This window comes from Polaromonas sp. P1_F9, from assembly GCF_056405615.1.
In genome coordinates this window covers 67,884-93,472 of the sequence record NZ_JBFUBT010000008.1, presented here as the reverse complement: position 1 = coordinate 93,472, position 25,589 = coordinate 67,884, and the positions used below count along the sequence as shown (strand labels likewise).

Below are 25,589 nucleotides of genomic sequence, written 5' to 3'. Positions count from 1 at the left end.
GCTTCGGGGGTGTTTCATGGTGTAGCCGCAATCAGTTCATAGATGGTGTCTTCGCTGCTGCCTGCCGGCAGTTCACCCACCTTGCGGCGGTCACGCAGCACCACAATGCGGTGCGCCACGCGGACCACTTCGCTCATTTCGGAAGAGATGAAAATCACGGCCATACCGGCTTCTGCCAGGCGCAGGATCTGCTCCATGATTTCCTGCTTCGCGGCCACGTCGACGCCGCGCGTGGGTTCGTCCAGGATCAGCAGGCGCGGCTCGGTCGCGAGCCAGCGCGCGATCATGGCCTTTTGCTGGTTGCCGCCCGACAGCAGGCCTATGGGGGTGTCCACACTCGCGGTCTTAATGCCCATCGTCTGAACAAAGCGTTCGGCCAATGCTGTTTGTTCGGCACGCGATAAAAACCGGCGCATGCCCATGCGGGCCTGCAGCGCCAGTACGATGTTTTCCCGGACTGAGAGCTCGGCCACGATGCCATCGGTCTTGCGCTCCTCGGGACATAGGGCGAGGCCCTGCCGGATCGCCTCGGCGGGATTGGAAAACGTGACCGCCTCGCCGTCGATTCTGAGCATGCCGCGGTCCGGCGTCTCCAGGCCGAACAGCAGGCGCGCCAGTTCAGTGCGGCCCGAGCCCAGCAGCCCGGCCAGGCCCACGACCTCGCCGGCGCGCACGCGCAGGTCCACAGGCTGCAGCTGGCCGGCCTTGCCCAGGCCTTCAGCTTGCAAAAGTGCCGGCGCAGCAACGTCAAATTCCGGGGGCATGGCGGCGGTGGCGGATTGCGCGGCCAGTTCCCGGCCCAGCATGGCCGCGATCAGTGCCTGCGGCCCCAGTTCACTGGCACGCCACTCGCCGACCCAGCTGCCGTTGCGCAGCACGGTGATGCGATCCGACACCGCGTAGACCTGGTTCAGGAAATGGGTTACAAAAACGATGGCGAGCCCATCGTCGCGCAAGCGGCGCAGCACCCCAAAGAGTTTTTGGACTTCGTCGTCATCCAGGCTGGAAGTCGGCTCGTCAAGGATAAGGACTTTCGATTCGATGCTGATGGCACGCGCGATGGCAACGAGTTGCTGCACCGCGACCGGGTAGCTGGACAACAGGCGCGTGACGTCGATGTCCAGGCCCATGCGCGCGACCAGTTCGCGCGCGCGGCGGTTCACGGTGGTCCAGTCGATGCGAAATCCCTGCGCAAACCCGTACCGCGGATAGCGGCCCGCGAAGATGTTTTCCGCCACGGAGAGGTTGGGGCACAGATTGACTTCCTGATAGACCGTGCTGATGCCCAGACGCTGTGCGGCCAGGGGAGAGCCCGGCCACACCGGTTTGCCGGCCAGCTGCATCTGGCCCCCGCTGGCCTCGAGCACTCCGGTCAGGACCTTGATCAGGGTGGACTTGCCCGCACCGTTTTGCCCCATCAAGGCATGGATTTCACCGGGATACAGACGCAAACGCACATCGCGTAACGCATCAATGCCCGCAAACTGCTTGTGGATGCCCGTGAGTTCCAGCACGGGGGCGATGTCAGTGGCGGTAGTGGCCAGGGTCATAGAACAAGTTCCGTGCTGTGCGCTGCGGTATTGGTCTTCGAAACGGCCGGACGGCTCATGCCTTGTTCTTGTTGTAGACGTCGACAAACACGGCGGCCAGCAACACCACGCCCTTGATGACCTGCTGGTAGTCGATGCCGATGCCCAGGATGGACATGCCGTTGTTCATCACGCCCATCACAAACGCACCGATCACCGCGCCCATGACCTTGCCAACACCGCCCGAGGCCGAGGCCCCGCCGATGAAACAGGCGGCGATGACGTCGAGCTCAAAGCCCAGGCCGGCCTTGGGCGTCGCTGTATTCAGGCGCGCGGCGAACACCAGGCCCGCCAGCGCCGCCAGCACGCCCATGTTCACGAAGGTATAGAAGGCCAGTCGCTCGGTCTTGATGCCCGACAGCTTGGCGGCCTTTTCGTTACCGCCCAGCGCATAGACGCGCCGCCCGATGGTGGTGCGACCTGTGATGAAGTGGAACAGGAAAATAAGCGCGGCCATCACGATCAGCACATTCGGCAGCCCCCTGTAAGAAGCCAGCAGGTAGCTGAAATAGATCAGGAGCGCCGAGAACATCGCCGTTTTGACGAAGAAAATGGCGGCGGGCTCGGCCTGGATGCCGTGCTTGAGCTGCTTGGCCCGCGCGTGTATGCCGGCCACGGCGAGCACAGCGGCCAGCGCCACGCCCAGCAGCAGCGAAGTCATGCGCAGGCCTTCGCTGCTCAGCAGGTCGGGCATGAAACCCGAGCTGAGCATCTGGAATGAATCGGGGAAGGGACCGACCGACTGGCCTTGCAGCAGTGCCAACGCCAGCCCCTTGAACACCAGCATGCCGGCCAGCGTGACGATAAAAGAAGGGATGCGGAAGAACGCGACAAACCAGCCCTGAACCCCGCCTATCAGCGCGCCGCAGAGCAGGCACACCAGCGAGGCCGGCACGAAATGCCAGCCGTACTCCACCATCAGCACGGCCGCCAGTGCGCCTATGAAGCCGCACACCGAACCGACCGACAGGTCGATATGCCCGGCCACGATTACCATCAGCATGCCCAGCGCCATGATGACGATGTAGCTGTTCTGCAGGACCAGGTTGGTGAGGTTGAGGGGCTGCATGAGCGTACCCTCGGTCATGTACTGGAAGAAGCCCATGATGGCCACCAGCGTGATCAGCATGCCGTACTCGCGGAAGTTGTGCTTCAGGTAGTCGAGCGGCGATTTGCCGCTGGCAGCGGCGGTTTTTGCCGCAATCGCGGTGGCGTTGGAGGACTCGTTGTTCATTTCAGCTTGCTTTCATGATCGCGCGCATGATCTTTTCCTGGGAGGCTTCGGCCGTCGGCATCTCGGCGATGAAGCGGCCTTCGTTCATGACGTAGATCCGGTCCGTCATGCCCAGCAATTCCGGCATTTCCGAGGAAATCATGATGATGCATTTCCCTTCTGCCGCGAGCTGGGCCATCAGGGTGTAAATCTCGTACTTGGCGCCCACGTCGATGCCGCGCGTGGGCTCGTCGAGGATGAGCACTTCGGGACTGGTGAACAGCCATTTCCCGAGCACCACTTTCTGCTGGTTCCCGCCCGAGAGGTTGAGGACTTTCTGGCCGACGCTTGAGCACCGGATGCGGAGTTTTTCGCGGTAGCTCTGCGCGACCTGGTATTCGCGGCCGCTGTCGATGACGGAGGCACTTGAAACGCCCTTGAGGTTGGCCAGCGACACATTGAACTGGATGTCTTCGTTCAATATCAGCCCGTTGCCCTTGCGGTCTTCAGTCACATAGGCCAGACCATGGCGAACGGCTTTCTCTACCGTGCCGACATCAACAGGCTGGCCGTTCAGAAGGACGTGGCCGCTGATGCGGCGCCCCCACGAACGGCCGAAGATGCTCATGGCAAGCTCTGTACGCCCCGCCCCCATCAGCCCGGCAATGCCGACGATTTCACCGCGCCGCACCTGCAGGCTGACACCTTTGATGAATTTCCGGTCCGTGTGCAGCGGGTGATAGACGTTCCAGTCGCGCACTTCAAACACGGTCTCGCCAATTTGCGGCTGGCGCTGCGGGTATCGGTCAGCCATCTCGCGGCCCACCATGCCGCGGATCACGCGGTCCTCGCTGATGGCTTCGGCACGGCAGTCCAGTGTTTCGACGGTGCTGCCGTCGCGCAGGATGGTGATCGCGTCCGCCACGCGTGAAATTTCGTTGAGCTTGTGTGAAATAAGGATGCAGGTGATGCCCTGCCCCTTGAGTTCCAGCAACAGGTCCAGCAAGGCCTGGCTGTCGTTTTCGTTGAGGCTCGCCGTCGGCTCGTCGAGGATCAGCAACTTGACCTGCCTGGACAGGGCCTTGGCAATTTCCACCAGTTGCTGCTTGCCCACGCCGATGTCCGTGATCAGCGTGGCGGGTGATTCCTTGAGGCCCACTTTTTTCAGCAGGGCCTGCGTCTTGCTGTGCGCAGCCATCCAGTCGATCACGCCGCGCTGTGCGGTCTCGTTGCCGAGGAAGATGTTCTCCGCAATGGACAGCAGCGGCACCAGCGCCAGCTCCTGGTGGATGATGATGACGCCCAGCTGCTCACTGTCGTGGATGCCGAGGAACTGGCGCTCCTGGCCTTCGTAGACGATGTCCCCGCTGTAGGAGCCATGCGGATAGACCCCCGAGAGCACTTTCATCAAGGTCGATTTTCCGGCGCCGTTTTCACCGACGATGGCATGAATCTCACCCGCGCGCACACGCAGGTTGACCTTGTTCAGCGCGACCACCCCTGGGAAGGTTTTGCGGATGTCGCGCATCTCGAGAATCGTTTCCAATGCCTGTCCTTTGGTACAAAAATCGCTCCGCAGGTGATGGACACCCATGGGCGCAAACAGTCCCGCGCCTCCCCGGCACGGGACCGTCGTGCTTTCAACCTTCAGCCGGGTTACTTGATTTGTGACTCTTTGTAGTAACCGCTGCCAATCAGAACCTGGTTCCAGTTAGACGCATCCACAGCCACCGGCTTGAGCAGATAGGAGGGCACCACTTTCACGCCATTGTTGTAGGTCTTGGTGTCATTGATCTCGGGCTGCTTGCCGGAGAGGGTGGCATCCACCATGTTGGCCGTCACCTTGGCCAGCTCACGCGTGTCCTTGAACACCGTGGAGTACTGCTCGCCTTTCAGGATGGACTTCACCGAAGGAATTTCGGCGTCCTGCCCGCTGACCACCGGGCAAGGCTGCTGCGCCGTGCAGTAGCCGACGCCTTTGAGCGAGGACAGAATGCCGATGGACAGGCCGTCATATGGCGAGAGGACCGCGTGGACTTTTTCCTTGCCGTAGTAGGCCGAGAGAAGGTTGTCCATGCGTGCCTGTGCCACCGCACCGTCCCAGCGCAGCGTGCCGACCTTGTTCATGCCCATTTGCTTGCTACGCACCACCAGCTTGCCGCTGTCGATGTAGGGCTTGAGCACACTCATGGCGCCGTCGTAGAAGAAAAATGCATTGTTGTCATCCGGGGAGCCACCGAAGAGTTCGATGTTGAAAGGGCCCTTGCCCTGCTTCAGGCCCAGCTTGTCGACGATGGAAGTGGCCTGCAGCACGCCAACCTGGAAGTTGTCGAAGGTGGCGTAGTAATCCACGTTCTTCGAACCCTTGATCAGACGGTCATAGGCGATGACCTTGACACCCTTGTCGGCCGCGTTCTGCAACGCCTTGGACAGTGTGGTGCCGTCGATGGAGGCGATCACCAGCACCTTCGCGCCCTTGGTGATCATGTTCTCGATCTGGGCAAGCTGGTTCGGGATGTCGTCATCGGCATACTGCAGGTCGGTTTTGTAGCCGCGCTCCTTGAGCACCTTGACCATGTTGTCGCCGTCGGCGATCCAGCGGGCAGAGGACTTGGTGGGCATCGAAATGCCGATGCTGCCTTTGTCCTGCGCCTGGACTGACGGCGCAATGCCGAGGGTTCCCAGCACGAGGCCGGCAAGCAGGGTCTGGAGAAATGTACGTTTCATGAAATAGTTTCCTTCTGGAGGTTTGAAAGAGCGCCCCAGTATCGGGGCGCCGGCCCGGATGCTGATCAGTATTTACGCTTGGGGAATTCTTTGGCGGCTACTTCCATCGGAAAAATTCCCTCTTCGGTAACGATACGTTTCTGAACGGACTTGCCGGCCTTGATATCCTTGACTGCCGCCATCAGTTGCGGGCCCAGCAAGGGGCTGCACTCCACGGAGACGTTAAGCTTGCCGGCCATCATGGCTTCGAAAGCGCCCTTGACGGCATCGATCGAGATGATGGTGATGTCCTTTGCCGGCTTCATGCCAGCCTCTTCAATCGCCTGGATCGCGCCGATAGCCATGTCGTCGTTGTGCGCGAAAAGCACATTGATCTTCTTGCCTTCGGCCTTGAGGAAGGCTTCCATCACTTCCTTGCCCTTGGCCCGGGTGAAATCACCCGTCTGCGAGCGGATGATCTTGAATTTCGGGTCGGCCTTGATGATTTCTTCAAAACCTTTTTTGCGGTCAATCGCCGGTGCGGAGCCTACGGTTCCCTGCAGCTCAACGATGTTGACCTGGCCGCTTGTGCCCTTCATGTTCTCGACCAGCCAGCGGCCGGCCTTGCGGCCTTCTTCCACGAAGTCGGAACCCATGAAAGAGACATACAGCGAGGTGTCTTTCACGTTGACGGAGCGGTCAGTCAGGACTACCGGAATTTTGGCGGCCTTGGCTTCACGCAAAACGGTTTCCCAGCCCGACTCGACCACGGGCGAGAACGCGATCACGTCGACCTTTTGGGCAATGAAGGAGCGGATCGCCTTGATCTGGTTTTCCTGCTTCTGCTGGGCATCGGAGAATTTAAGTTCGATGCCCGCGTCCTTGGCGGCCGATTTGATGGATTCGGTATTGGCGGTGCGCCATTCGCTCTCCGCGCCGACCTGGCTAAAGCCCAGCACGATGGGCTTTTGTGCCCATACTGAAACCGGCAACAGGCCGGCAAGGGGGGCGCACGCGAGCGCGACGGCGAGGGTGCGGCGATGGATCTTCATTTTGTCTCCTTGGTTGAAATGGAACTGACAGCTCTCTGGTGATCTTCGTTGGCTCAGGCTAGCACGTAACCGGTCTTGACGGTGGTGTAAAACTCGGCGGCGTAGCGGCCCTGTTCGCGTGAGCCGTAGCTCGACCCCTTGCGCCCGCCGAACGGAACGTGAAAGTCGACACCCGCAGTAGGCAGGTTCACCATGGTCATGCCGACTTCCGCGTGACGCTTGAAATGCATGGCGTGCTTGAGGGAAGTCGTGCAGATGCCTGCACAGAGACCGAAAGGTGTGTCGTTGGCCAGGGCCAGCGCGTGTTCAAAGTCATCGGCCTGCAATACACATGCCACGGGCCCGAAAATCTCTTCGCGCGCGATACGGTGCTCAGGCCGGGCCAGGAAAAGCGCCGGGTTCATGTAATGCCCCGGTGTCGGGCGTTCAAGCAACTCCCCGCCCCAGACATGCTCGGCGCCTTCGTTGCGCCCTATGTCCAGATACGACTGGTTCTGTTCGAGCTGGCTGCGGTCAACCACCGGACCCATATCGATGCCCCGCTCCAGCGCGTGGCCCACCTTGAGCCCGGCAATGCGATGGCGCAAGCGCGCAACGAATGCATCGTGTACGGGCGCTTCCACGATGAGCCGACTTGACGCCGTGCAGCGCTGGCCGGTCGAAAAGTACGAGCCTTGCACGGCGCATTCGACGGCCTGGTCAAGATCGGCATCAGCCAATATCACCAGCGGATTTTTGCCCCCCATTTCAAGTTGCACCTTGGCGCGGCGCGCGGAAGCCGACTGAAGGATGCGTTCGCCGGTTGTCACCGAGCCCGTGAAACTCAGCGCATTGACCAGGGGATGGTCGACCAGCGTTTGCCCGACCTCCCGGCCGCTTCCCATGACAAGGTTGAAGACGCCCGCAGGCAGCCCGCAGCGGCTGATGATTTCGGCCAGAGCCCAACCGCAGGTGGGCACCAGCTCGGCCGGTTTGAAAATCACTGTGTTCCCATAGGCCAGTGCCGGCGCGATTTTCCAGGCCGGAATCGCCAGCGGGAAATTCCATGGCGCGATGATTCCCACCACGCCGACAGGTTCACGTGTCACGTCGACCTGAATGCCGGGTCGGACCGATGCCATGGTCTCCCCCTGAACACGCAATGCTTCGCCTGCGAAAAACTTGAATATCTGGCCGGCCCGTGCCGCTTCGCCCACACCTTCAGGCAAGGTTTTTCCTTCTTCACGTGCCAGCAGCATGCCCAGCTCATCCTTGCGCGCCAGGATCTCGCTGCCGATCTGGTCAAGCACATCAGCCCGGCGTTGCGGCGTGCTGTGGCTCCAGTGCGGCAATGCCTCGGCGGCGGCCCGGATCGCAAGTTCGGTCTGATTCCGGTCGGCACGTGCGTACTCGCTGATCACCTCCCGGGTATCCGAGGGGTTGGTGCTGGTGCCTGTGGTGGTGCCGGTTTCCCAGCGCCCATTGATGTAGTGCCGGGCGTTTTGTTGCAGTTCGCCGAATTTCATGAGAGTGAGAGCCTCGTCTTCATAGCGCTGTAGTCTAGAATTAATTTTGATATCAATCCAATCGTTTTTTTGACAAAATAGATATCGTTCTACGCATTCTGGAAAACCCGATGAGCACCTACAACCACTGGTTCATACGCGCGCGGCTCAAAACACGGCAATTGCTGTTGCTGGTTGCACTGGCCGAAGAAGGCAATATTCATCGCGCGGCGCAGGTTCTCAGCATGACCCAGCCGGCTGCGTCCAAGTTGCTCAAGGATCTGGAAGATGTTCTGGAGGTCCAGCTTTTTGAGCGCTTGCCCCGCGGCATGCGGCCAACCTGGTATGGCGAAACCATGATCCGGCACGCGCGCATGGCACTGGCCAGCCTGAACCAGGCGCATGACGAGCTCACCGCGCTCAAAACAGGCCACTTCGGCCAGGTCGGCATCGGCGCCATCACGTCGCCGGGGCTGGCCTTGTTGCCGTCTGCGGTGGCCGTGGTCAAACAGGAGCACCCGAGCCTGCGCATTTCGCTGGACATCGAAACCAGCCCGGTGCTGCTGGAGCGGCTGGAGCAGGGCAAGCTCGACATCCTGGTGGCACGCCTTTTTGCCGAACATGACAAGACCAATTTGCGCTACGAACCCCTGGTCGAGGAGCCGGTGTGCGCCATGGCCAGGCCGGGGCACCCACTGCTGGGTGTGTCAGGCCTCACCCTGCGCGACGTGGTGGCGGCCGCCTGGATTGTGCCGCCCGCGGGCAGCGTCCTGCGGCACCGGTTCGAGCTGATGTTCCGGGAGGATGGGCTTGCACCACCCATCAACGTGGTGGAGTCTTCAGCCCTGCTTTTCATCACGCGCATGCTGCAGCAAAGCGACATGGTGGCCGTGGTCGCGGCCGATGTGGCGCGGTATTACGCCGCGCACGGTATCGTCTCGGTGCTGCCGCTGGACATGCCCTGCCACATGGACGCCTTCGGCATCATCACCCGCACCGACCGGCTGCCATCGCCAGCGGCCAAGGTCATGATGAAAGCGCTGAAGACGGCAAGCCTGACACTCTACGGTCGCAGGCTGGAGATGGACTGACAAAATCGCGCAGCGCAGGCCAGGGACACCGCGGAACCGGCTCTGCCGGGCCGCTGGTGTCGCCCCCTGAGGGGGGAAGCGCCGAGGGCGCCCCGGGTGAGGTTGTTAGACCCAGCCGGCATCCACCGTGAACTCCTGCGCAGTGCACATGGCGGCGTCGTCGGATGCCAGGAACAGCACCATGCGCGCGATGTCGTGGGGCAGCAGTTTGTCGGGCAGGCACTGGTTGCGCTGGAGTTCCTTTTCGCCTTCGGCATCCAGCCAGAGCTTGATCTGCCGCTCGGTCATGACCCAGCCCGGCGACACGGTGTTGATGCGGATGCGGTCCCGGCCCAGCGTTTTCGCGAGGCCGCGCGTCAGGCCGTTCACCGACGATTTGGCGATGGCATAACAGGGGTAGCCTGCGCCCTTGCCTTGCCAGCCGGTGGAACCCAGGTTGATGATGGAGCCGGCACCGAGGCGTTGCATGCCCGGCACCACCGACTGGATTGCAAAGAAGGCGGGTCGTTCATTGATCGCGATGCGGTCGTCGTAGTAGGCGGGCGTTACAGACTCCAGGCTGTGGCGGTCATCGCTGGCAACATTGTTGACCAGCACCGAGAAGTCGCCCAGCGCGCTTGCTGCGTCGGTGATGGCCGACTGCAGCGCGGCCACGTCCCGCACATCGCAGGCACGCCACCATGGGCGTGCGTGCCCCGCATCCGCCAGCTCCTGCGCAAGCGCTTTACTGGCCTCCTTCGCGACATCAATGAAGGCAACGCGCGCGCCCTGCTGCGCAAAGGCTGTCACGATGGCGGCGCCTATGCCACTGCCTCCGCCGGTGACAAACACCGACCGCTTGTTCAGGCTGGGAAAGACGGAGAGGGTCTCGCTTGCGGGAGCGGCACGCATGGGGGCAGAGCTGGGAATGTTTGACATTGCAAGTTATGTATCAATTAATATAAAAAGAATAAGTTTCCAACATCACTATGCATTGATATCATCCACCGCGTCAAGAGGCCACCGCACAGCCCCGCAATACGGAGACATTAGTGACATTGATTCCAGACACGCCCAAGGATAGGCATCAGCAGCGGCTGGCCATGCCGGTCCCAGGCAAGGTGCATTGCGTCCATGCGGCGGGGGCCCTGCTGGGTGAGGGTACCTTGTGGTCGCCGCGGGAGCAATCCCTGTATTGGGTGGACATTCTTGGCTGCCGCCTGCACCGCTTTCACCCCGCCACCGGCGCGCGCAGCAGCTGGGCCTTTGACGAGGAAATTTCCGCGCTGGCCGAGCGGGCGCATGCGCCCGGTCTGATCGTGGCGCTGCGGCGGGGCTTCGCGCTGTTTGACCCCGCTGAGGGCGGCGAACCACACTACCTGCACCAACCCGAGGCTGCGTTGCCGGGCAATCGCTTCAACGATGGCAAGTGCGACAGGCAAGGCCGCTTTTGGGCGGGGACGATGGACTTTGACTGCGTGGCCACCACCGGCGGGCTGTATCGCTATGACCCTGATGGCCGCTGCACGCGCCATGAAGAAGGTTTTGCGGTGACCAACGGCCCCACCTGGTCCGCCGACGGACGCACGCTGTATTTCAACGATACCGTCAACGGCCGCATTCATGCGTATGACTTCGACGGCGCGGCGGGAACCCTGTCAGGCAAGCGGCTGTGGCTGGCTTTTGCGGCCGGCGACGGTGTTCCCGACGGCATGACCACCGACGCCGACGGCCGCCTGTGGATTGCCCACTGGGGCAGTGCCTGCGTCAGCTGCCATGACCCGGTCACTGCGCAGGAACTGTGCCGCGTGCCGCTGCCGACAAGCCATGTGACCAACTGCGCCTTTGGCGGGCCGGACATGCGCACGCTTTTTATCAGCACGGCACGCACCGGGCTCACGCCCGGGCAGCTCGCAGACCAGCCGCTGGCCGGCGGCCTGTTCGCGGTGGCGATTGACAGTCCGGGTGTGCCAGCCGGCTTGTTTGGCGGATGACGCCCGCGCAAAGCGTTTCCTTTAACACCTCGCCATGAAAGTTCTCCCATGACCGATTCAGCACATCCTGTTGTCTGGCTGCGCCACGCCGGCCAACGCCTGGGACTGGTTCCTTCGCTCGGCGGCAGTGTGGCCGCCTGGCAGCTTGACCGTCCGCAAGGGCCGCTGGACCTCTGGCGGCCCTGGGATGGCAAAACGGACGATCTCTACCAGACCGCTTCGTTTGCCATGGTGCCGTGGTCCAACCGCATCGGCGGTGGCGGCTTCACGCATGAGGGGCAATCCCACGCCATGCGCCCGAATCGCGCGGGCGAACCCTATCCCATTCATGGCGACGGCTGGCTGCAGCCGTGGCAGGTTTCACAGCCTGCTGCCGACACGCTGATGATGACGCTGGTGTCGCACGGCTTCGACGGCAACCCGTATGACTACGAGGCCGTGCAAACCTTCCGGCTGGTTGATGGCGGGCTGGACCAGAAGGTGCAGGTGCGCCACCTGGGCATCGCGCCGCTGCCATATGGTTTGGGCGTGCATCCCTGGTTTCCCCGCACCCCGCAAACACGGATTACCGCGCCGGTGGAGGGCCTTTGGCTCTGCGGTGACGACCCCCTGCCGGTTGCGCACACGACCGACTTTCCGGCGGGCTGGGACCTCAATGAAGGCGCGCCGGCCAACGGCCCGCTCATCGACAACGGCTACACAGGCTGGGGCGGCAAGGCCTGCGTTGCCTGGCCCGAGCTGGGCCTGCAGGTCACGGCCAGCATGCCGGACTTTGCGCGCGACGGCGGTGCTGCGCAGCACTTTTGCCTGGTCTACCGGCCGCCGCAGGGGTCCGCGTTTTGTTTTGAGCCCATCACGCAGCCCATCGACGCTTTCCACCTGCCAGGGCAGCCTGGCTTGCGCGTGCTGGGGCCCGGGGAACAGTTTTCGCTCAGCATCCAGTGGCGCATCGAGCCCGTCGCCGCGCAAGGCTGAACAGCGATACAGGCTTAGACCGTGAGCGGGTTCTTAAATCTGGCCCGTCAGGCGGCGCGCTGCTTCCAGTACCGGCTTGACATGGCGTTCGCTGTAACGGTTGCCGGGCATGGTCAGCGTCAGCGCGCCTGCCAGTGCACCGTCGGCCCCAAACACCGGGGCCGAAATGCCTGCCACCTCGGCCAGGCGGTCGCCCACAGCCGTGTAGTACCCCTGTCCGCGGATTTTGGCGTATAGCTGACGGTCTTTTTGGCCTCTAGCCCTTAGCTGTCCTGCGCCGAACGCTATCAAAATGCGAGCACCCGTGCCGCGGTCGGCGGGCAGCAGGTCGCCGGCCTTGATGTGGTCGCGGATCGGGTGCGGCGAGTCCACGCGGTACAGGCACAGGCGGGCCTCGCCCTGGCGCACATGGTAGGCCGCGCTCTCGCCGGTGGCCGCCACCAGCTCACGCAGCACCGGCAGCACCACACGATCCAGCGAAAACGAGGCGGCGTAAACACCATGCAGGCGCGCCACCTCAGCGCCCAGCGCGTAGCGGCCGTCGCCCAGTTTCTGGACCAGCCGCGCATGCTCCAGCGAAGCCAGCAGCCGCAGCACCGTGCTCTTGTATAGCTGCGTGCGCTCCGCCAACTCGCTCAGGCCCAGTGAGATGTCGCCCGCCCTGAAGGCCGACAGCAGCGACAGGGCGCGGTCCACTGCAGCGGCACCGCCGGGCGCGGCATGGACGTCTGCAACGGATTCGGTCTGGGCTTTGCGCGGCATGCCTCTATCTCCTGGACTTTCGTGTCGATTGCCTGCTTGACAGTGCCGGCAACCTGCTTCATCATTTTATGAGAAAGAATATAGTTCTATCTTACAGAATACCAAGAATGATGCAAACCACGCAGCCCAGCCAGGTGCTGATCAGTGAAGTCGGCCCACGCGATGGCCTTCAAAGTGTTGCGCGCACCATGGCGACCGCCGACAAGTTGCGCTGGATCACAGCCCTGCACGCGGCCGGCCTGCACGAAATCGAGGTGGGCTCGTTTGTGCCCGCCAGGCTGCTGCCGCAAATGGCCGATGTGGCGGAGGTGGTGCGGCACGCGCTCACCTTGCCCGGCCTCACCGTGATGGCCCTGGTACCCAATCGCCGCGGCGCTGAAGCAGCACTACAGGCCGGCGTGCACAAGCTGACCATGCCGGTGTCGGCCAGTGCGGCCCATTCGCTGGCCAACGTGCGCAAGATGCGCGAAGAGATGGTCGAAGAAGTGCGGGCCATTGCCGGCCTGCGCCGGGAACTTGCACCACAAGTAAAACTCGAGGCCGCCATCTCCACCGCGTTCGGCTGCACGCTGCAGGGTGAGGTGCCTGAGGATGATGTGATCCGGCTGGCCGCGCAATGTGTTGCCGCCGGCGCGGATGAGTCGGGTTTGTCGGACACCGTGGGTTATGCCAACCCCGCGCAGGTACGCCGCCTCTTCAGGCGCCTGCGTGCCGAGCTTGGCGACAAGGCGGGCGCCGCGCACATGCACAACACGCGCGGCCTGGGCCTGGCCAATTGCCTGGCTGCGTATGAAGAAGGCGTGCGCACCTTCGATGCTTCGCTGGGTGGCCTGGGCGGCTGCCCCTATGCACCGGGGGCGTCAGGCAATGTGGTCACCGAAGACCTGGTCTTCATGTTTGAAGCCATGGGCATTTCCACGGGGGTGGACCTTGCAAAGCTGATGGCTGCGCGCGAGCCGCTCAAGGCCGGATTGCCGGGCGAACCGGTATATGGCATGACGCCCGAGGCGGGCCTCCCCAAAAATTTTGTACAAGGACGTTTGCATGCCTGAAGCCTGCGTATCCGGCGAACAAGGCCTGCCCTATGCAGGCCTGCGTGTCGTCGAATTCACCCATATGGTCATGGGGCCGACCTGCGGCATGCTGCTGGCCGACCTGGGGGCCGAGGTCATCAAGGTCGAGCCAATCGCGGGGGACAACACCCGCAAGCTGCTCGGCTCCGGTGCGGGATTTTTCCCCCTGTTCAACCGCAACAAAAAAAGCATTGCCGTCGACCTGCAGACACCCGAGGGCCGCGAGCTGGTGCTCAAGCTGGTTGCCACCGCCGACATCGTCAGCGAAAACTTCAAGCCCGGCACCATGAAGAAGCTTGGCCTGGATTACGCCAGCCTTTCGCAGCTTAATGAGCGCCTGATTTACGTGAGCCACAAGGGTTTTCTGCCGGGGCCTTACGACCATCGCACTGCGCTCGATGAAGTGGTGCAGATGATGGGCGGCCTGGCTTACATGACGGGCCGCGCCGGTGACCCGCTGCGCGCCGGCAGCAGCGTTAACGACATCATGGGCGGCATGTTCGGCGCCATCGGCGCCATGGCTGCGCTGGCCGCGCGCGAGAAAACGGGCAGGGGCCAGGAAGTGCAGGCCGCGCTGTTTGAAAACAATGTTTTCCTGGTGGCCCAGCACATGATGCAGTTCGCGATGACGGGGCAGCCCGCCGCGCCCATGCCCTGCCGCATTTCGGCCTGGGCGATTTATGACGTGTTCACGGTCAGGGATGGCGAGCAGATTTTCCTGGCCGTGGTCAGCGACACACAGTGGGTTGTCTTCTGCGAGGCTTTTGGATTGCAAGACCTGCGGGCCGACCCGCGGCTGCTGTCCAACAACGAGCGCGTACTTGCGCGCGAGTGGCTGATGCCCCTGCTGCGCTCGCACCTGGCTGGGCACAGCGCCGCCGAACTGGGCGCCGTGTTTGAAAAACATGCACTGCCCTTTGCACCCATCACCCGGCCACAGGATTTGTTTGACGACCCGCACCTCAAGGCCACCGGCGGGCTGGCGCCCATCACCTTGACTGACGGCGCCCGCGCTGGAAAAGAAAGCGCCACCGTGCTGCTGCCGCTGACCCTGGGCGGCAAGCGCCCCGGGGTGCGCCTGAACCCACCCCGGCTGGGCGAGCACACGCGCGAACTGCTGCGGGAGCTCGGTTACGGCGAGGACGCGATCCAGGCGCTGCAGGCCACCGGGGTGACGCGCTGAGTTATGTTGCTATAAAACATATAGCTGCCCGCGCGCGTCTATAAAGGGCTGGAGTCACTTTTCATAAACAACTCGGCGCACACGCTGCGCAGCCAGCGGGAGGCCGGGTCGTGGTGGTAGCGGGCATGCCAGTGTTGCTTCACGGTAAATCCGGGAATCGCCAGCGGGCAGGGCAGCACCTGGAGGCCGGCGGCGCGGGCCAGGGTTTCGCCGATGTGGCGCGGCAGTGTGGCGATCAGGTCGGTGGTCGACAAGATCGCCGAGAGGCCCAGAAAGCCCGGCAGCTCCAGCAACACGCGGCGCGAGATGTTTTGTGACGCCAGGGCGCTGTCCAGCAGCTGGTAGCCGGTGCCGGAACTGATGCCGATGTGCGCCTCGGCCTGGTAAACAGCCAGGCTCCAGTCGGCGCCCAATTCGCTGCCCACCCGCGGATGCCGGGCATTGGCCAGGCAAATCCAGTCCTGGCCGTACAGCGTCTGCTGATAAAAGCCGGTGTCGAGCCAGGGCAAAAAGCCGACAGCCAGATCGGCCTCGCCTGCCTGCAGGGCATGCGACAGGCCGGCATCGATACGCGCGGCTTCCAGCGCCACGCCCGGCGCCACAGCCCGCACATGGGACAGCAGCCGGGGCAACAGCGTGACGTGGCTGGCGTCGGTCATGCAGATGCGAAAGCGCCGCTGCGCCGTAGACGGTTCAAAGGCAGCCTCTGACTGGGCCAGCCGCTGCAACCCGCCCAGCACTTCGCGCACCGTGGCAATCAGCATATCGGTGCGCGGCGTGGGCAGCATGCCGCCTGCCGTGCGCACAAACAGAGGGTCGCCAAGCTGCTTGCGCAGGCGCGCCAGCCAGATGCTGACCGTGGGCTGGCTTTGCCCCAGGGCCTCGGCCGACCGGGTGACGCTGCGGGTGGTGTAGAGCTGGTCCAGCAGCCGCAGCAACTTGATGTCCAGCAGGTCCAGGTCTTTTTCCATACCTCTATTGTTATACGCAATGATTGGTATTGCCTTCATTGCATGGACGACATGGTTGGACCCGCCCAGAATTCGTTCCTGAATCACGAAGGAGTTGTGCAGTGAAGATTTGTGTTCTGGGCGCCGGCGCGCTGGGCTGTGCCCTAGGCGGCGTGCTGACGGAGGCTGGACACGAGGTCTGGCTCATCAACCGCAATGCCGCCCAGGTCGAGGCCCTGAACAGCCGCGGGCTGATCCTGCGCGACGGCGGTGTAGACCGTTGCGTGCAGGTGCATGCAGCGACCTCCGCCGCAGGCGTGGCCATGGACACCGGTGCGGTGCACCTGGTAATCGTGCTGGTCAAGTCCTTCGATACCCGTCCGGCCATGGAGGCAGCCCTGTCGCTGCTGGGGCCGGACACGGTCGTGCTGTCACTGCAAAACGGGCTGGGACACGAAGACATCCTGGGCAGCATCGTGGGCCGCGAACGTGTGCTGGCCGGCAAAACCTATGCGGGCGGCACGCAGCTTGGCGCCGGGCATGTGCTGATTGGAACGCGCGGCAAGGACACCCACCTGGGCGAACTGGACGGCCGCATCACGGAGCGCGTGCAGCGCATCGCCGCCGCCTTCAACGCCGCCGGGCTCGACACCACCGTCAGCCGCAACATCATCGGCACCGTCTGGGACAAGCTGCTGGTCAATGTGGCCACCGGCGCTGTCAGCGCCGCCACGCGCCTGCCCTATGGCGATATGTACCAGGTGCCCGAGCTTGAGGCCTGCGGCATTGCGGCCGTGGCCGAAGCAATGGCGGTGGCGAAAGCCAGCGGCATCACGCTTGCCACCACCGACCCGCGCCAGCCCTGGGTCAATGCGGGCGAAGGCCTGCCCTACGCCTTCAAGACCTCGATGCTGCAAAGCCTGGAGAAAGGCTCCATCACCGAGATCGACTTTGTGAACGGTGCGGTGGTGCGCCAGGGCGCGAAATGCGGCGTGCCCACGCCCGTCAACCAGGCCCTGGTGGCCTGCATCAAGGGTATTGAGCGCGCACAGCCTCGTCAACGCGATTCGAAAGAGCACACCATGGCCCCTCACAAACAAAAATCCTATGTAGAACACGTTGCGGTACGCGTCAAAGACATCCGGTGGCACATCAACTTCTTCCTGGAGGTGCTGGGCATGGATGTGCGCGAGATCGACGGACCCGCCGATGCACCGTACCAGTACTGGACGATTGGCGGCCTGCAACTCATGAGTACGCCCGGCTTTGCGGCGCCGCCGTCCAACGACGCTGGCTGGCTGGCGCATCTGGGCATTATGGTGCAAGACCTGGAAGCCGCACTGGCCGGAGCGAAGGCATGGGGCGTGAAACAACTGCCGCAGGGCCGCAACTGGCTGCAGCTGCCCGATGGCCTGGCCGTCGAGCTGATCCAGGCCAGTGCAGGCAGCGTATCTGCTGTATTGGCCGTCAATCCCAGAGCCGCCACGGCCTGAAAGGCACCTCATGCCCAACCCCAACATCCAGTTCGCCACGCCGGAAAAATACTGGGACGACGCACAGGTCGGCGACGAGTGCACCAGCCCGTCCTACACCTTCACCGCCGCGCGCATTGATGCCTACGCCGAACTCACGGGCGACTTCACGCCGGTGCATGTGGATGAGGCCTACGCCAATGCCTCGCACTTCGGCTGCCGTGTTGCGCACGGCCTGATGGGGCTGTCGGTTGCCGACGGCCTGAAAACCCAGAGCGAATACCGCTTCCTGCCCGGCATGTCGCTGGGCTGGACCTGGGACTTCCTGCTGCCCATCAAGATCAATGACACGCTGCATGTGAAGTTTCGTGTGGACAGCATGCGGCCCTCCAAAAGCAGGCCGGGCTGGGGCATCGTGGTGCTGCCGGCCGAGCTGATCAACCAGGCCGGGCAGGTGGTGCAAAAGGGCGAGCACCGCCTGATGGTGCCACGCCGGCTATCAGTTGAGAAATGATCTGCTATTAAAAGCATAGCTGCTTGCGCCCGCTATACAAGGATGAACTCAGGTTTTTATGGATAAAACTACACAGGCGCTGCCGCTGGCGGGCATCCGCGTCGTCGATTACAGCCATTTCCTGGCTGGGCCCTATTTGTCGCGCTGCCTGGCGGCCATGGGCGCAGACGTCATCAAGGTCGAGCGGCCCAAGGAGGGGGATGCGGGACGCGCCCACGCTTACTTCATCAAGGGACAAAGCGGCTATTTTTTGCAGCAGAACATGGGTAAAAAAGGCCTCTGCATCAACCTCAAGGACCCGCGTGGCCTGGAAATGATGCACAAGCTCACCGACACGGCTGACGTGTTCGTCGAGAACTACCGCCCCGGCGCATTGAAAAAACTCGGCCTGGGCTACGAAGAGCTGTCCGGGCGCAACCCTGGCCTGGTGTACTGCTCGATTTCCGCCTATGGCCATACCGGGCCGGACGCGCACCGTGCCGGCTTCGGCCTGATTGCCGAGGCCAAGAGCGGCATCATGGCCATGGTCGGCGAGCCCGGCAGCGCACCGCCACTGCTGCGCGTTTCACTGGGCGACATGTACACCGGCATCCATGGCGTGGCGGCGGTATGTGCCGCGCTGCTGGGCCGTATCAAGTCGGGCAGGGGCCAGCATATTGACTTGTCCCTGTACGACTGCCTGGTGTCCATGCACGACTATGCGGTGCAGTGCTACACCCTCTCGGGCGGCAAGGAAATTCCGCAGCAAACCGGGCACGACATGCCTCAAAGCACGCTGTACGGCGTGTTTGCCGCCAGCAACGGTTACCTCGTGATTGCCGCGCAGGTCGACGACGCCTGGAAGCGTTTTGCTTTGCTGATAGGCGGCGAAGCGCTGGCGCTTGACGCGCGCTTTCACAGCGCCGCAGGCCGCAACGAAAACGGCACCGAAATACTGGCCCTGGCGAAAGCCTGGGTGGCGGGCCGTACCGTGGCCGAATGCCTGGCCGCGCTGGATGCGATTGACGTGCCCTGCGCCAAGGTGCAGAACATCGAGGAAGTGCTGAATGACCCGCAAATTCAGGCGCGCAACATGGTGATTGAGCAGGACCACCCGGTGCTGGGCAAAATCCGCCTGCCCAACCTGCCTTTCAGGTTTTCGGAGTGCGACACCTCACCCGCCTGCGTTGCACCCGGCATGGGCCAACACAACCGCGAGATCGCCGCGAGCGTTGGTTATAGCGCTGCCGACATTGAGGCGATGGAGCGCGACGGCGTGCTGTATGCAGAGGTGCAGCCATGACCGACCGCTATGCCGTCATCGGCAACCCGATAGGGTTCAGCAAATCGCCGCTGATCCACGGCATGTTCGCGCAGGCTAGCGGGCAGGACATGGAATACACGGCCATCGAAGGGCCGCCAGGCGGATTCACCGGGGCCGTTGATGCCTTCCGCGCCCTGGGCGGCAAAGGCATGAACATTACCGCGCCATTCAAGCTCGACGCCTTTGCCTATGCCACCGAACGCTCGGAGCGGGCGCAGCTGGCGGGGGCGGCCAATGCCATGAGGTTTGACGGCACACGCGTGATTGCCGAAAACTTCGACGGCGTTGGCCTGGTGCGCGACGTCACGCACAACCTGGGCTGCCAGCTGCAAGGCAAACGCGTGCTGCTGCTGGGCGCAGGCGGAGCGGCCCGGGGCGCGTTGCTGCCGTTTCTGGCGCAGGCCCCGGCCGAACTGGTGATTGCCAACCGTACGGTTGCCAGGGCACTTGAACTGCAGGCCATGGGCGCGGCCCAGGCAAACGTCAGCGGCTGCGGCTATCCGGATCTGGCGGGGCACAGCTTTGACGTGGTGTTCAATGCCACCTCGGCAAGCCTGCGCGCCGAACTGCCGCCGGTGCCGGCAAGCGTGTTCGCCCCCGGCTGCCTGGCCTACGAACTGGCGTACGGAAAAGGGCTCACGCCGTTTTTACGCCTGGCGCAAAACGCGGGCACCCGGCGGCTGGCCGATGGCGTGGGCATGCTGGTGGAGCAGGCGGCCGAAGCGTTTGCATGGTGGCGCGGCGTGCGGCCCGACACACGCGCTGCGATTGAACGCATCACCGTTGCGCTGGTATGACATGACCTCGGCCTGCCCCCTATACTGCGCGAATGGACGAAACAGTACATTCGCAGGCAGCCCCGGCCAAGTCGCGTGTGCGCAAAGGCAAAACTCCGGTTGTGCAGACGGCCACGCGCACAAACGACCCGGCACGCACAATGGCCGGCATCCTCGAAGTGGCAACGGCCGAATTCGCCGAGAAGGGCCTGAGCGGCGCACGCATCGACGAGATCGCGGCGGCCACCCGGACCAGCAAGCGCATGATCTATTACTACTTCGGCAGCAAGGAGGGGCTGTACCTCGCCGTGCTGGAGGAGTCGTACCGGCGCATGCGCAGCATCGAAGCGGAACTGCACCTGGAAGACCTGCTGCCGGAAGACGCGCTGCGCCGTCTGGTGGGCTTTACCTTCGACCATCACCACAGCAACCCGGGCTATATCCGGCTGGTGATGTCCGAGAACATGGAGCGCGGCAGCTATCTGGCGCAAAGCAAAATCATCCAGCAGCTCAATGTGCCGGCCATCGATGCCATCCGCAAGCTTTACGAGCGCGGCGTGGCGGCGGGCATATTCCGTACGGGACTGGACCCGATCGACATCCACGCGTCGATTTCCGCGCTGACCTTCTTCAATGTGTCCAACCAGCACACCTTCGGGCTGATCTTCAAGAGCGACACGCAGTCGGGGCGCGCCATGACGGCGCGGCGCGACAGCATCATCGAAATGATCGTGCGCTTCGTGCGCAAGTAACTTCCGGATCGCGCCGGCCAGAGGGCCGGCATGTCGGGTTTCTACCAATTCGTTTAAAACTAACTAGTTCGTACATTATGGGTTAAGGCAATCCTCAACAGACTCAGCGCCTGACGGCTGCGCGCGCAGCCACGCATAAAAAGGAGACAACATGGACAAGTGGATAAACCGGTTTTGCCGGGTGCTGGACGGCGTGATTGCGCTGTTCCTGGCACTGATGGTGGTGCTGGTGTTCGGCAACGTGGTGTTGCGTTATGGCTTCAACTCGGGCATCAATCTGTCAGAGGAGCTGTCCCGCTGGCTGTTCGTCTGGCTGACCTTTCTCGGTGCCGTGGTGGCGATCAACGAGCGCGGGCATCTGGGCACCGACATGCTGGTGGGTCGCCTGGGGCCCAGGGGCAAAAAGATATGCCTCTGCATCAGTTACCTGCTCATGCTTTTTGCCTGCTGGCTGATGTTCCGCGGTGCATGGGAGCAGGTCAAGATCAACTGGACCACCACCAGTGCCGTGATGGAAGTGTCCATGAGCTGGTTCTATGGCTCGGGCATGGTGTTCGCCGTGCTCGGCGGCCTGTTGCTGCTGCGGGACCTGGTCCGGCTGCTCAGCGGCAAGACCGGTGACGGCGAGCTGATGATGATCAGGGAATCCGAAGACACGCCGCATGAAGGAGGTCCGGCATGACCATCGCTATATTCCTCGGATCACTGCTGGCCGCCATGGCGCTGGGCATCCCGATCGCGTTCTCCCTGCTGCTGTGTGGTGCTGCATTGATGTGGCATCTCGACATGTTCGACGCTCAGATCCTGGCGCAGAACGTCGTGAACGGCGCCGACAGCTTTCCGCTGCTGGCCGTGCCCTTCTTCATGCTCGCCGGCGAGGTCATGAACGCAGGCGGCCTGTCGCGCCGCATCGTCAACCTCGCCATGGCCCTGGTCGGCCATATCAAGGGCGGCCTGGGCTATGTCACGATTGTGGCGGCAGTCATCATGGCGGCGCTGTCGGGCTCTGCCGTGGCCGATGCGGCTGCGCTGGCGTCGCTTTTACTGCCCATGATGGTGGCCGCCGGCCATGACAAGGCGCGCTCCGCAGGGCTGATTGCATCGGCGGGCATCATCGCGCCGGTCATCCCGCCTTCGATCGCCTTTGTCATCTTCGGTGTGGCCGCCAATGTGTCAATTTCCAAGTTGTTCCTTGCTGGGATTTTCCCGGGTGTCCTGCTCGGGTTGTCGCTGTGGCTCACCTGGTGGTGGCTGGTGCGCAAGGAAGTGGTGAAAGCCCCGCCGCGCAAGAGCCGCGCAGAGGTGCTGGTTGCGTTGAAGGAGTCGACCTGGGCGCTGGTGCTGCCGCTGATTGTGGTGTTCGGCCTGAAGTTCGGCATCTTCACGCCGACCGAGGCTGCCGTGGTTGCCGCGGTGTACGCAACGCTGGTTTCCGTGCTCGTCTACAAGGAACTCACGCTCAGGAAGCTCTACCCGCTGTTCGTGGGCGCCGCCAAGACCAGCGCGATCGTGATGTTCCTGGTGGCTGCGGCCATGGTGTCGGCCTGGCTGATCACGGTGGCGCAGATACCGGGCCAGGTGGTTGCCCTGCTGCAGCCGCTTCTGGACAGCCCGAAGTTGCTGATGTTGGCCATCATGGTGCTGGTGATGGTGGTGGGAACCGCGCTGGACATGACACCCACCATCTTGCTGCTGACGCCGGTGCTCATGCCGGTCGTCAAGGCCGCCGGCATTGACCCGGTGTACTTTGGCGTGCTGTTCATCATCAACAACGCCATCGGGCTGATCACCCCGCCGGTGGGCACGGTGCTGAACACGGTGGCCGGGGTGGGCAAGGTGAGCATGGACGAAGTCACCAAGGGCGTGTTGCCCTTCATGTGGGCCCAGTTCGCCATCATGTTCCTGATGGTGGCTTTTCCGCAAATCGTCATCATTCCGGCGCGCTGGTTCTACGGCGGCTGACAACTTTCCGCGCTGCCGGGCGTGCTGGGTACGCCACGGCCGGCAGCCACGTCAAAGCGTACCGTGACACCTCATCCCCTCAAAAAACCGGAGACAACCATGAAACGCCTCTTTATCAAATCCGTCCTCGCCACCGTCGCCCTGGCGGCCTTCAGCATGGCCTCGGCCCAGGACATCAAGGAACGCACCGTCAAGTTTGCTACGCAAAACCCGGACGGCCACCCGATTGTGATAGGCATGAAAAAATTCGCTGAAACCGTGGCAGCGAAATCGGGCGGCAAGATCAAGGTCAACCTCTTCCCCGGCGGCGTGCTAGGCGGGGATGCACCGAACATCTCCGCGCTGCAAGGCGGCACGCTGGAAATGGTGGTGATGAATTCCGGCATCCTGGCCAGCCAGGCCAAGGAATTTGCCGTTTTCGATTTTCCGTTCATGTTTGCCAGCTCGCAGGAAGCCGATGCCGTGGTGGACGGCCCCTTCGGGAAAATGATGCTTTCCAGGCTTGACGCCAAAAACATCCACGGGCTGGCTTACTGGGAACTCGGTTTTCGCAACATCACCAACAGCAAGCGCCCCATCACCAAGGTGGACGACATTGCCGGCCTGAAACTGCGCGTGATTCCCAATGCCATCAACATCGACTGGGTGACCGCACTGGGCGCCAACCCGACGCCCATGGCTTTTCCCGAGGTCTATGCCGCGATGGAACAGAAAGCCATTGACGGCCATGAAAACCCGTTCACGGTCATCAACGCGAACAAGTTCTATGAAGTGCAAAAGTACCTGGCGGTGACCAACCACCAGTACAACCCACAAACCGTGATCGTTAGCAAAAAGCTGTGGGACACCCTGAGTAATGATGAGAAAAAAATCTTCTCGGATGCGGCCGCCGAAGCTGCTGTGTACCAGCGCAAGGCCTCGCGTGAACAGTCCGGCACCGCGCTCGAAAACCTGAAGAAGAACGGCATGCAGGTCAGCGAGTTCAGCCCCGCAGAAATGGCCAAATTCCGCGAGAAGATGAAGCCCGTGATCGAGAAGCACTCGGCCATCGTGGGTGCCGATGTGGTCGGCGCACTGCAGGCAGAGCTTGCCAAACTGCGCAAATAAGATTTCACGCCCGGCCGGCCCTGTGCACCGGAGCGCCGGGTGGGCCTGTTCTTTCATTCCGGTTCCGGGTATCTTTCCTTCATGAGCAAAATCCGCATCGCTGTCGCAGGGGCCGGCTACATCGGTCTCGCCCACATGGATGTGGCTCAAGAGAGCCCAACCTGCGTCCTTTCGGCCATTGTCGATCCTGCGCCGGCGGCAAAGGCCATCGCCGCCAAGGCGGGTGTGCCCCTCTACCAATCGCTGGAGGAGCTGTTCACCAGAGACCGGCCCGACGGCGTAATCCTTGCGACGCCGAACCAGCTGCACGTGCCGCAGGCCCTGCAGTGCATCAAGGCGGGCGTTCCCATCCTGCTGGAAAAACCCATCGCACCCACGCTGGCCGAGGGCGAGCAGTTGGTCAAGGCGGTCGCCGAAACCGGCGCCAAGGTACTGATCGGCCACCATCGCGCGCACAGCCCCGTCATGGCCAAGGCGAAAGAAATCGTGGACTCGGGCCAGCTCGGCAAGCTGGTCGCGGTGATGGGCAGTGCCACATTCTTCAAGCCTGACCGCTACTACGACGATGCACCCTGGCGCCGCGAAGTCGGCGGCGGCCCCATTTTGCTGAACATGATCCATGAGGTGCATAACCTGCGCATGCTGTGCGGTGACATTGTGGCCGTGCAGGCTTTTGCCTCCAATGCCACACGCGGTTTTCCGGTGGAAGACACGGTGGCCATCAATCTGCGTTTTGCCAACGGCGCGCTGGGCAGCTTCATGTTGTCGGACACCGCCGCCTGCGCGCGCAGCTGGGAGCAAACCTCCCAGGAAAACAAGGCCTACCCAAGCTATGGCGACGAAGACTGTTACGTGATTTCGGGCACCAACGGAAGCCTGTCGGTTCCGACCATGCGCCTGAAAACCTATTCCACGCCGGAAGACCGTTCCTGGTGGAAGCCATTTGACGAGAGCGTGGCCGACATGGTGCGCGACGATCCACTCAAGCACCAATTGGAGCACTTCGGCGCCGTTATTCGTGGTGAGGCGCCGCCGCTGGTCAGTGCCCGCGACGGCCTGCTGAACCTGCGCGTCACCGAGGCCATCGCGCAGGCCGCCCAAACCGGCCAGGTGATCGATCTGCCCACTTCTTAAGCAATTCAGTCCTCCCAAATACAAACAGCGACAAACAACGTCAACCACCAGGAAAGAAATCACCATGAAAGTGCTCATGCTTCACGGCATCAACCACAACATGTTCGGCAAACGCGACCCGGCACAGTACGGCACCATCACGCTGGACGAAATCAACACCAGCCTGCAGGCTTTGGGCCGGGAGCTCGGCGCCGAGGTGGACCATTTCCAGACCAACAGCGAATGTGACATGTGTGAACGGATTCACCAGGCATTTACCGACAAGGTCGATGCCGTGCTGATCAACGCCGGCGCCTGGACGCATTACAGCTACGGCATCCGCGACGCGCTGGCCATCCTCACCGTGCCGGTGGTCGAGCTGCATATGTCGAACATCCACGCCCGCGAGCCTTTCCGCCATGTGTCAGTGTTCGCCGAAATCGTCAAGGGGCAGATCTGCGGTTTTGGCGCGGACAGCTACCTGCTGGCTCTGCGCGCGGCAGTCTCCGCAGCCAACGCAGCAAAGAAATAGAACCTCA

24 protein-coding genes and 1 pseudogene are annotated in these 25,589 nt (G+C 62.6%); 16 read left to right on the top strand and 9 right to left on the bottom strand.

All coding sequences use genetic code 11. The annotated features are described in order from the left end of the window. Positions 1-14: 14 nt before the first annotated feature. The 6 genes from AC1DYR_RS20345 to AC1DYR_RS20320 all read right to left on the bottom strand — a co-directional run bounded on the left by AC1DYR_RS20345 (position 15) and on the right by AC1DYR_RS20320 (position 8,065). Positions 15-1,550, bottom strand: a complete 1,536-nt coding sequence (locus AC1DYR_RS20345; protein WP_477706698.1) for a sugar ABC transporter ATP-binding protein — start codon at positions 1,548-1,550, stop codon at positions 15-17. A gap of 55 nt (positions 1,551-1,605) precedes the next feature. Further along, positions 1,606-2,823: a multiple monosaccharide ABC transporter permease gene (mmsB, locus tag AC1DYR_RS20340; protein ID WP_477706697.1), complete on the bottom strand. Its 1,218-nt coding sequence runs from the start codon at positions 2,821-2,823 to the stop codon at positions 1,606-1,608. Between the two features lies 1 nt (position 2,824). Continuing rightward, a complete protein-coding gene (gene mmsA, locus AC1DYR_RS20335) occupies positions 2,825-4,396 on the bottom strand; it encodes a multiple monosaccharide ABC transporter ATP-binding protein (protein ID WP_477706696.1) in 1,572 nt (523 codons plus the stop codon). A gap of 62 nt (positions 4,397-4,458) precedes the next feature. Beyond that, complete coding sequence (chvE, locus tag AC1DYR_RS20330) at positions 4,459-5,529, bottom strand: multiple monosaccharide ABC transporter substrate-binding protein (protein WP_457282346.1); 1,071 nt, start codon at positions 5,527-5,529, stop codon at positions 4,459-4,461. Between the two features lie 65 nt (positions 5,530-5,594). Then, complete coding sequence (locus AC1DYR_RS20325; RefSeq protein WP_477706695.1) at positions 5,595-6,560, bottom strand: ABC transporter substrate-binding protein; 966 nt, start codon at positions 6,558-6,560, stop codon at positions 5,595-5,597. Positions 6,561-6,613: 53 nt separating this feature from the next. After that, the gene (locus AC1DYR_RS20320; RefSeq protein WP_477706694.1) at positions 6,614-8,065 is read right to left on the bottom strand and encodes an aldehyde dehydrogenase family protein; all 1,452 of its coding nucleotides are present in this window, start codon (positions 8,063-8,065) and stop codon (positions 6,614-6,616) included. Positions 8,066-8,175: 110 nt separating this feature from the next. On the opposite strand from AC1DYR_RS20320, the gene AC1DYR_RS20315 reads away from it, so the two are divergent. Next, complete coding sequence (locus AC1DYR_RS20315) at positions 8,176-9,135, top strand: LysR family transcriptional regulator (protein ID WP_477670682.1); 960 nt, start codon at positions 8,176-8,178, stop codon at positions 9,133-9,135. A gap of 105 nt (positions 9,136-9,240) precedes the next feature. On the opposite strand, the gene AC1DYR_RS20310 is transcribed toward AC1DYR_RS20315, so the two are convergent. Next, complete coding sequence (locus AC1DYR_RS20310) at positions 9,241-10,026, bottom strand: SDR family NAD(P)-dependent oxidoreductase (RefSeq protein ID WP_477706693.1); 786 nt, start codon at positions 10,024-10,026, stop codon at positions 9,241-9,243. 191 nt (positions 10,027-10,217) lie between these two features. On the opposite strand from AC1DYR_RS20310, the gene AC1DYR_RS20305 reads away from it, so the two are divergent. Further along, entirely contained in the window at positions 10,218-11,108 is an 891-nt protein-coding gene (locus AC1DYR_RS20305) for an SMP-30/gluconolactonase/LRE family protein (protein ID WP_477706757.1), read from the top strand. Positions 11,109-11,156: 48 nt separating this feature from the next. Beyond that, a complete protein-coding gene (locus AC1DYR_RS20300) occupies positions 11,157-12,083 on the top strand; it encodes an aldose 1-epimerase (RefSeq protein WP_477706692.1) in 927 nt (308 codons plus the stop codon). 33 nt (positions 12,084-12,116) lie between these two features. On the opposite strand, the gene AC1DYR_RS20295 is transcribed toward AC1DYR_RS20300, so the two are convergent. Continuing rightward, positions 12,117-12,845 carry an IclR family transcriptional regulator gene (locus AC1DYR_RS20295; protein WP_477706691.1) on the bottom strand — a complete coding sequence of 243 codons (729 nt, stop codon included), beginning with the start codon at positions 12,843-12,845 and terminating at the stop codon, positions 12,117-12,119. Positions 12,846-12,952: 107 nt separating this feature from the next. Between AC1DYR_RS20295 and AC1DYR_RS20290 the strand changes: the two genes are divergently transcribed. Then, positions 12,953-13,897 carry a hydroxymethylglutaryl-CoA lyase gene (locus AC1DYR_RS20290; protein WP_477706690.1) on the top strand — a complete coding sequence of 315 codons (945 nt, stop codon included), beginning with the start codon at positions 12,953-12,955 and terminating at the stop codon, positions 13,895-13,897. Then, the gene (locus AC1DYR_RS20285) at positions 13,890-15,101 is read left to right on the top strand and encodes a CaiB/BaiF CoA transferase family protein (protein WP_477706689.1); all 1,212 of its coding nucleotides are present in this window, start codon (positions 13,890-13,892) and stop codon (positions 15,099-15,101) included. The genes AC1DYR_RS20290 and AC1DYR_RS20285 overlap by 8 nt, the downstream gene beginning before the upstream one ends. Before the next feature lie 38 nt (positions 15,102-15,139). Here AC1DYR_RS20285 and AC1DYR_RS20280 read toward each other — a convergent pair whose 3' ends face one another. Then, positions 15,140-16,072, bottom strand: a complete 933-nt coding sequence (locus tag AC1DYR_RS20280; RefSeq protein WP_477706688.1) for a LysR family transcriptional regulator — start codon at positions 16,070-16,072, stop codon at positions 15,140-15,142. Between the two features lie 101 nt (positions 16,073-16,173). Here AC1DYR_RS20280 and AC1DYR_RS20275 point away from each other — a divergent pair. The 11 genes and pseudogenes from AC1DYR_RS20275 to aroQ form a co-directional block, all read left to right on the top strand. After that, positions 16,174-17,115 (top strand): annotated as a pseudogene (locus AC1DYR_RS20275) (ketopantoate reductase family protein); the annotation flags it as partial. Between the two features lie 18 nt (positions 17,116-17,133). Continuing rightward, complete coding sequence (locus AC1DYR_RS20270) at positions 17,134-17,544, top strand: VOC family protein (protein WP_477706756.1); 411 nt, start codon at positions 17,134-17,136, stop codon at positions 17,542-17,544. Between the two features lie 10 nt (positions 17,545-17,554). Further along, a complete protein-coding gene (locus AC1DYR_RS20265; RefSeq protein WP_477706687.1) occupies positions 17,555-18,037 on the top strand; it encodes a MaoC family dehydratase in 483 nt (160 codons plus the stop codon). Between the two features lie 58 nt (positions 18,038-18,095). Further along, the gene (locus AC1DYR_RS20260) at positions 18,096-19,319 is read left to right on the top strand and encodes a CaiB/BaiF CoA transferase family protein (RefSeq protein ID WP_477706686.1); all 1,224 of its coding nucleotides are present in this window, start codon (positions 18,096-18,098) and stop codon (positions 19,317-19,319) included. After that, positions 19,316-20,137, top strand: coding sequence for a shikimate dehydrogenase (aroE, locus tag AC1DYR_RS20255; RefSeq protein WP_477706685.1), 822 nt, complete (start codon positions 19,316-19,318; stop codon positions 20,135-20,137). Before AC1DYR_RS20260 ends, aroE begins: the two co-directional genes overlap by 4 nt. A 32-nt stretch (positions 20,138-20,169) precedes the next feature. Next, positions 20,170-20,868: a TetR/AcrR family transcriptional regulator gene (locus tag AC1DYR_RS20250; protein WP_477706684.1), complete on the top strand. Its 699-nt coding sequence runs from the start codon at positions 20,170-20,172 to the stop codon at positions 20,866-20,868. Positions 20,869-21,019: 151 nt separating this feature from the next. Continuing rightward, a complete protein-coding gene (locus AC1DYR_RS20245; RefSeq protein WP_477706683.1) occupies positions 21,020-21,550 on the top strand; it encodes a TRAP transporter small permease in 531 nt (176 codons plus the stop codon). After that, positions 21,547-22,830 (top strand): TRAP transporter large permease subunit, encoded by a 1,284-nt coding sequence (locus tag AC1DYR_RS20240; RefSeq protein WP_477670671.1) that lies wholly within the window; start codon positions 21,547-21,549, stop codon positions 22,828-22,830. The genes AC1DYR_RS20245 and AC1DYR_RS20240 overlap by 4 nt, the downstream gene beginning before the upstream one ends. Positions 22,831-22,929: 99 nt before the next feature. Beyond that, the gene (locus tag AC1DYR_RS20235) at positions 22,930-23,937 is read left to right on the top strand and encodes a TRAP transporter substrate-binding protein (protein ID WP_477706682.1); all 1,008 of its coding nucleotides are present in this window, start codon (positions 22,930-22,932) and stop codon (positions 23,935-23,937) included. A gap of 81 nt (positions 23,938-24,018) precedes the next feature. After that, positions 24,019-25,071: a Gfo/Idh/MocA family protein gene (locus AC1DYR_RS20230; RefSeq protein WP_477706681.1), complete on the top strand. Its 1,053-nt coding sequence runs from the start codon at positions 24,019-24,021 to the stop codon at positions 25,069-25,071. Between the two features lie 64 nt (positions 25,072-25,135). Then, entirely contained in the window at positions 25,136-25,582 is a 447-nt protein-coding gene (gene aroQ, locus AC1DYR_RS20225; RefSeq protein WP_477656463.1) for a type II 3-dehydroquinate dehydratase, read from the top strand. Positions 25,583-25,589: the final 7 nt, after the last annotated feature.

Bases quoted from the DNA above. Each gene is read 5' to 3' on its own strand.
- AC1DYR_RS20305 (WP_477706757.1), top strand. From the start codon at position 10,218: ATGCCGGTCCCAGGCAAGGTGCATTGCGTCCATGCGGCGGGGGCCCTG.
- AC1DYR_RS20295 (WP_477706691.1), bottom strand. From the start codon at position 12,845: ATGCCGCGCAAAGCCCAGACCGAATCCGTTGCAGACGTCCATGCCGCG.
- aroQ (WP_477656463.1), top strand. From the start codon at position 25,136: ATGAAAGTGCTCATGCTTCACGGCATCAACCACAACATGTTCGGCAAA.
- AC1DYR_RS20300 (WP_477706692.1), top strand. From the start codon at position 11,157: ATGACCGATTCAGCACATCCTGTTGTCTGGCTGCGCCACGCCGGCCAA.
- AC1DYR_RS20290 (WP_477706690.1), top strand. From the start codon at position 12,953: ATGATGCAAACCACGCAGCCCAGCCAGGTGCTGATCAGTGAAGTCGGC.
- aroE (WP_477706685.1), top strand. From the start codon at position 19,316: ATGACCGACCGCTATGCCGTCATCGGCAACCCGATAGGGTTCAGCAAA.
- AC1DYR_RS20235 (WP_477706682.1), top strand. From the start codon at position 22,930: ATGAAACGCCTCTTTATCAAATCCGTCCTCGCCACCGTCGCCCTGGCG.
- AC1DYR_RS20280 (WP_477706688.1), bottom strand. From the start codon at position 16,072: ATGGAAAAAGACCTGGACCTGCTGGACATCAAGTTGCTGCGGCTGCTG.
- AC1DYR_RS20315 (WP_477670682.1), top strand. From the start codon at position 8,176: ATGAGCACCTACAACCACTGGTTCATACGCGCGCGGCTCAAAACACGG.
- AC1DYR_RS20230 (WP_477706681.1), top strand. From the start codon at position 24,019: ATGAGCAAAATCCGCATCGCTGTCGCAGGGGCCGGCTACATCGGTCTC.
- AC1DYR_RS20240 (WP_477670671.1), top strand. From the start codon at position 21,547: ATGACCATCGCTATATTCCTCGGATCACTGCTGGCCGCCATGGCGCTG.
- chvE (WP_457282346.1), bottom strand. From the start codon at position 5,529: ATGAAACGTACATTTCTCCAGACCCTGCTTGCCGGCCTCGTGCTGGGA.
- AC1DYR_RS20260 (WP_477706686.1), top strand. From the start codon at position 18,096: ATGGATAAAACTACACAGGCGCTGCCGCTGGCGGGCATCCGCGTCGTC.
- AC1DYR_RS20265 (WP_477706687.1), top strand. From the start codon at position 17,555: ATGCCCAACCCCAACATCCAGTTCGCCACGCCGGAAAAATACTGGGAC.
- AC1DYR_RS20310 (WP_477706693.1), bottom strand. From the start codon at position 10,026: ATGCGTGCCGCTCCCGCAAGCGAGACCCTCTCCGTCTTTCCCAGCCTG.
- AC1DYR_RS20250 (WP_477706684.1), top strand. From the start codon at position 20,170: ATGGACGAAACAGTACATTCGCAGGCAGCCCCGGCCAAGTCGCGTGTG.
- mmsB (WP_477706697.1), bottom strand. From the start codon at position 2,823: ATGAACAACGAGTCCTCCAACGCCACCGCGATTGCGGCAAAAACCGCC.
- AC1DYR_RS20245 (WP_477706683.1), top strand. From the start codon at position 21,020: ATGGACAAGTGGATAAACCGGTTTTGCCGGGTGCTGGACGGCGTGATT.
- AC1DYR_RS20270 (WP_477706756.1), top strand. From the start codon at position 17,134: ATGGCCCCTCACAAACAAAAATCCTATGTAGAACACGTTGCGGTACGC.
- AC1DYR_RS20285 (WP_477706689.1), top strand. From the start codon at position 13,890: ATGCCTGAAGCCTGCGTATCCGGCGAACAAGGCCTGCCCTATGCAGGC.
- mmsA (WP_477706696.1), bottom strand. From the start codon at position 4,396: ATGGGTGTCCATCACCTGCGGAGCGATTTTTGTACCAAAGGACAGGCA.
- AC1DYR_RS20345 (WP_477706698.1), bottom strand. From the start codon at position 1,550: ATGACCCTGGCCACTACCGCCACTGACATCGCCCCCGTGCTGGAACTC.
- AC1DYR_RS20320 (WP_477706694.1), bottom strand. From the start codon at position 8,065: ATGAAATTCGGCGAACTGCAACAAAACGCCCGGCACTACATCAATGGG.
- AC1DYR_RS20325 (WP_477706695.1), bottom strand. From the start codon at position 6,560: ATGAAGATCCATCGCCGCACCCTCGCCGTCGCGCTCGCGTGCGCCCCC.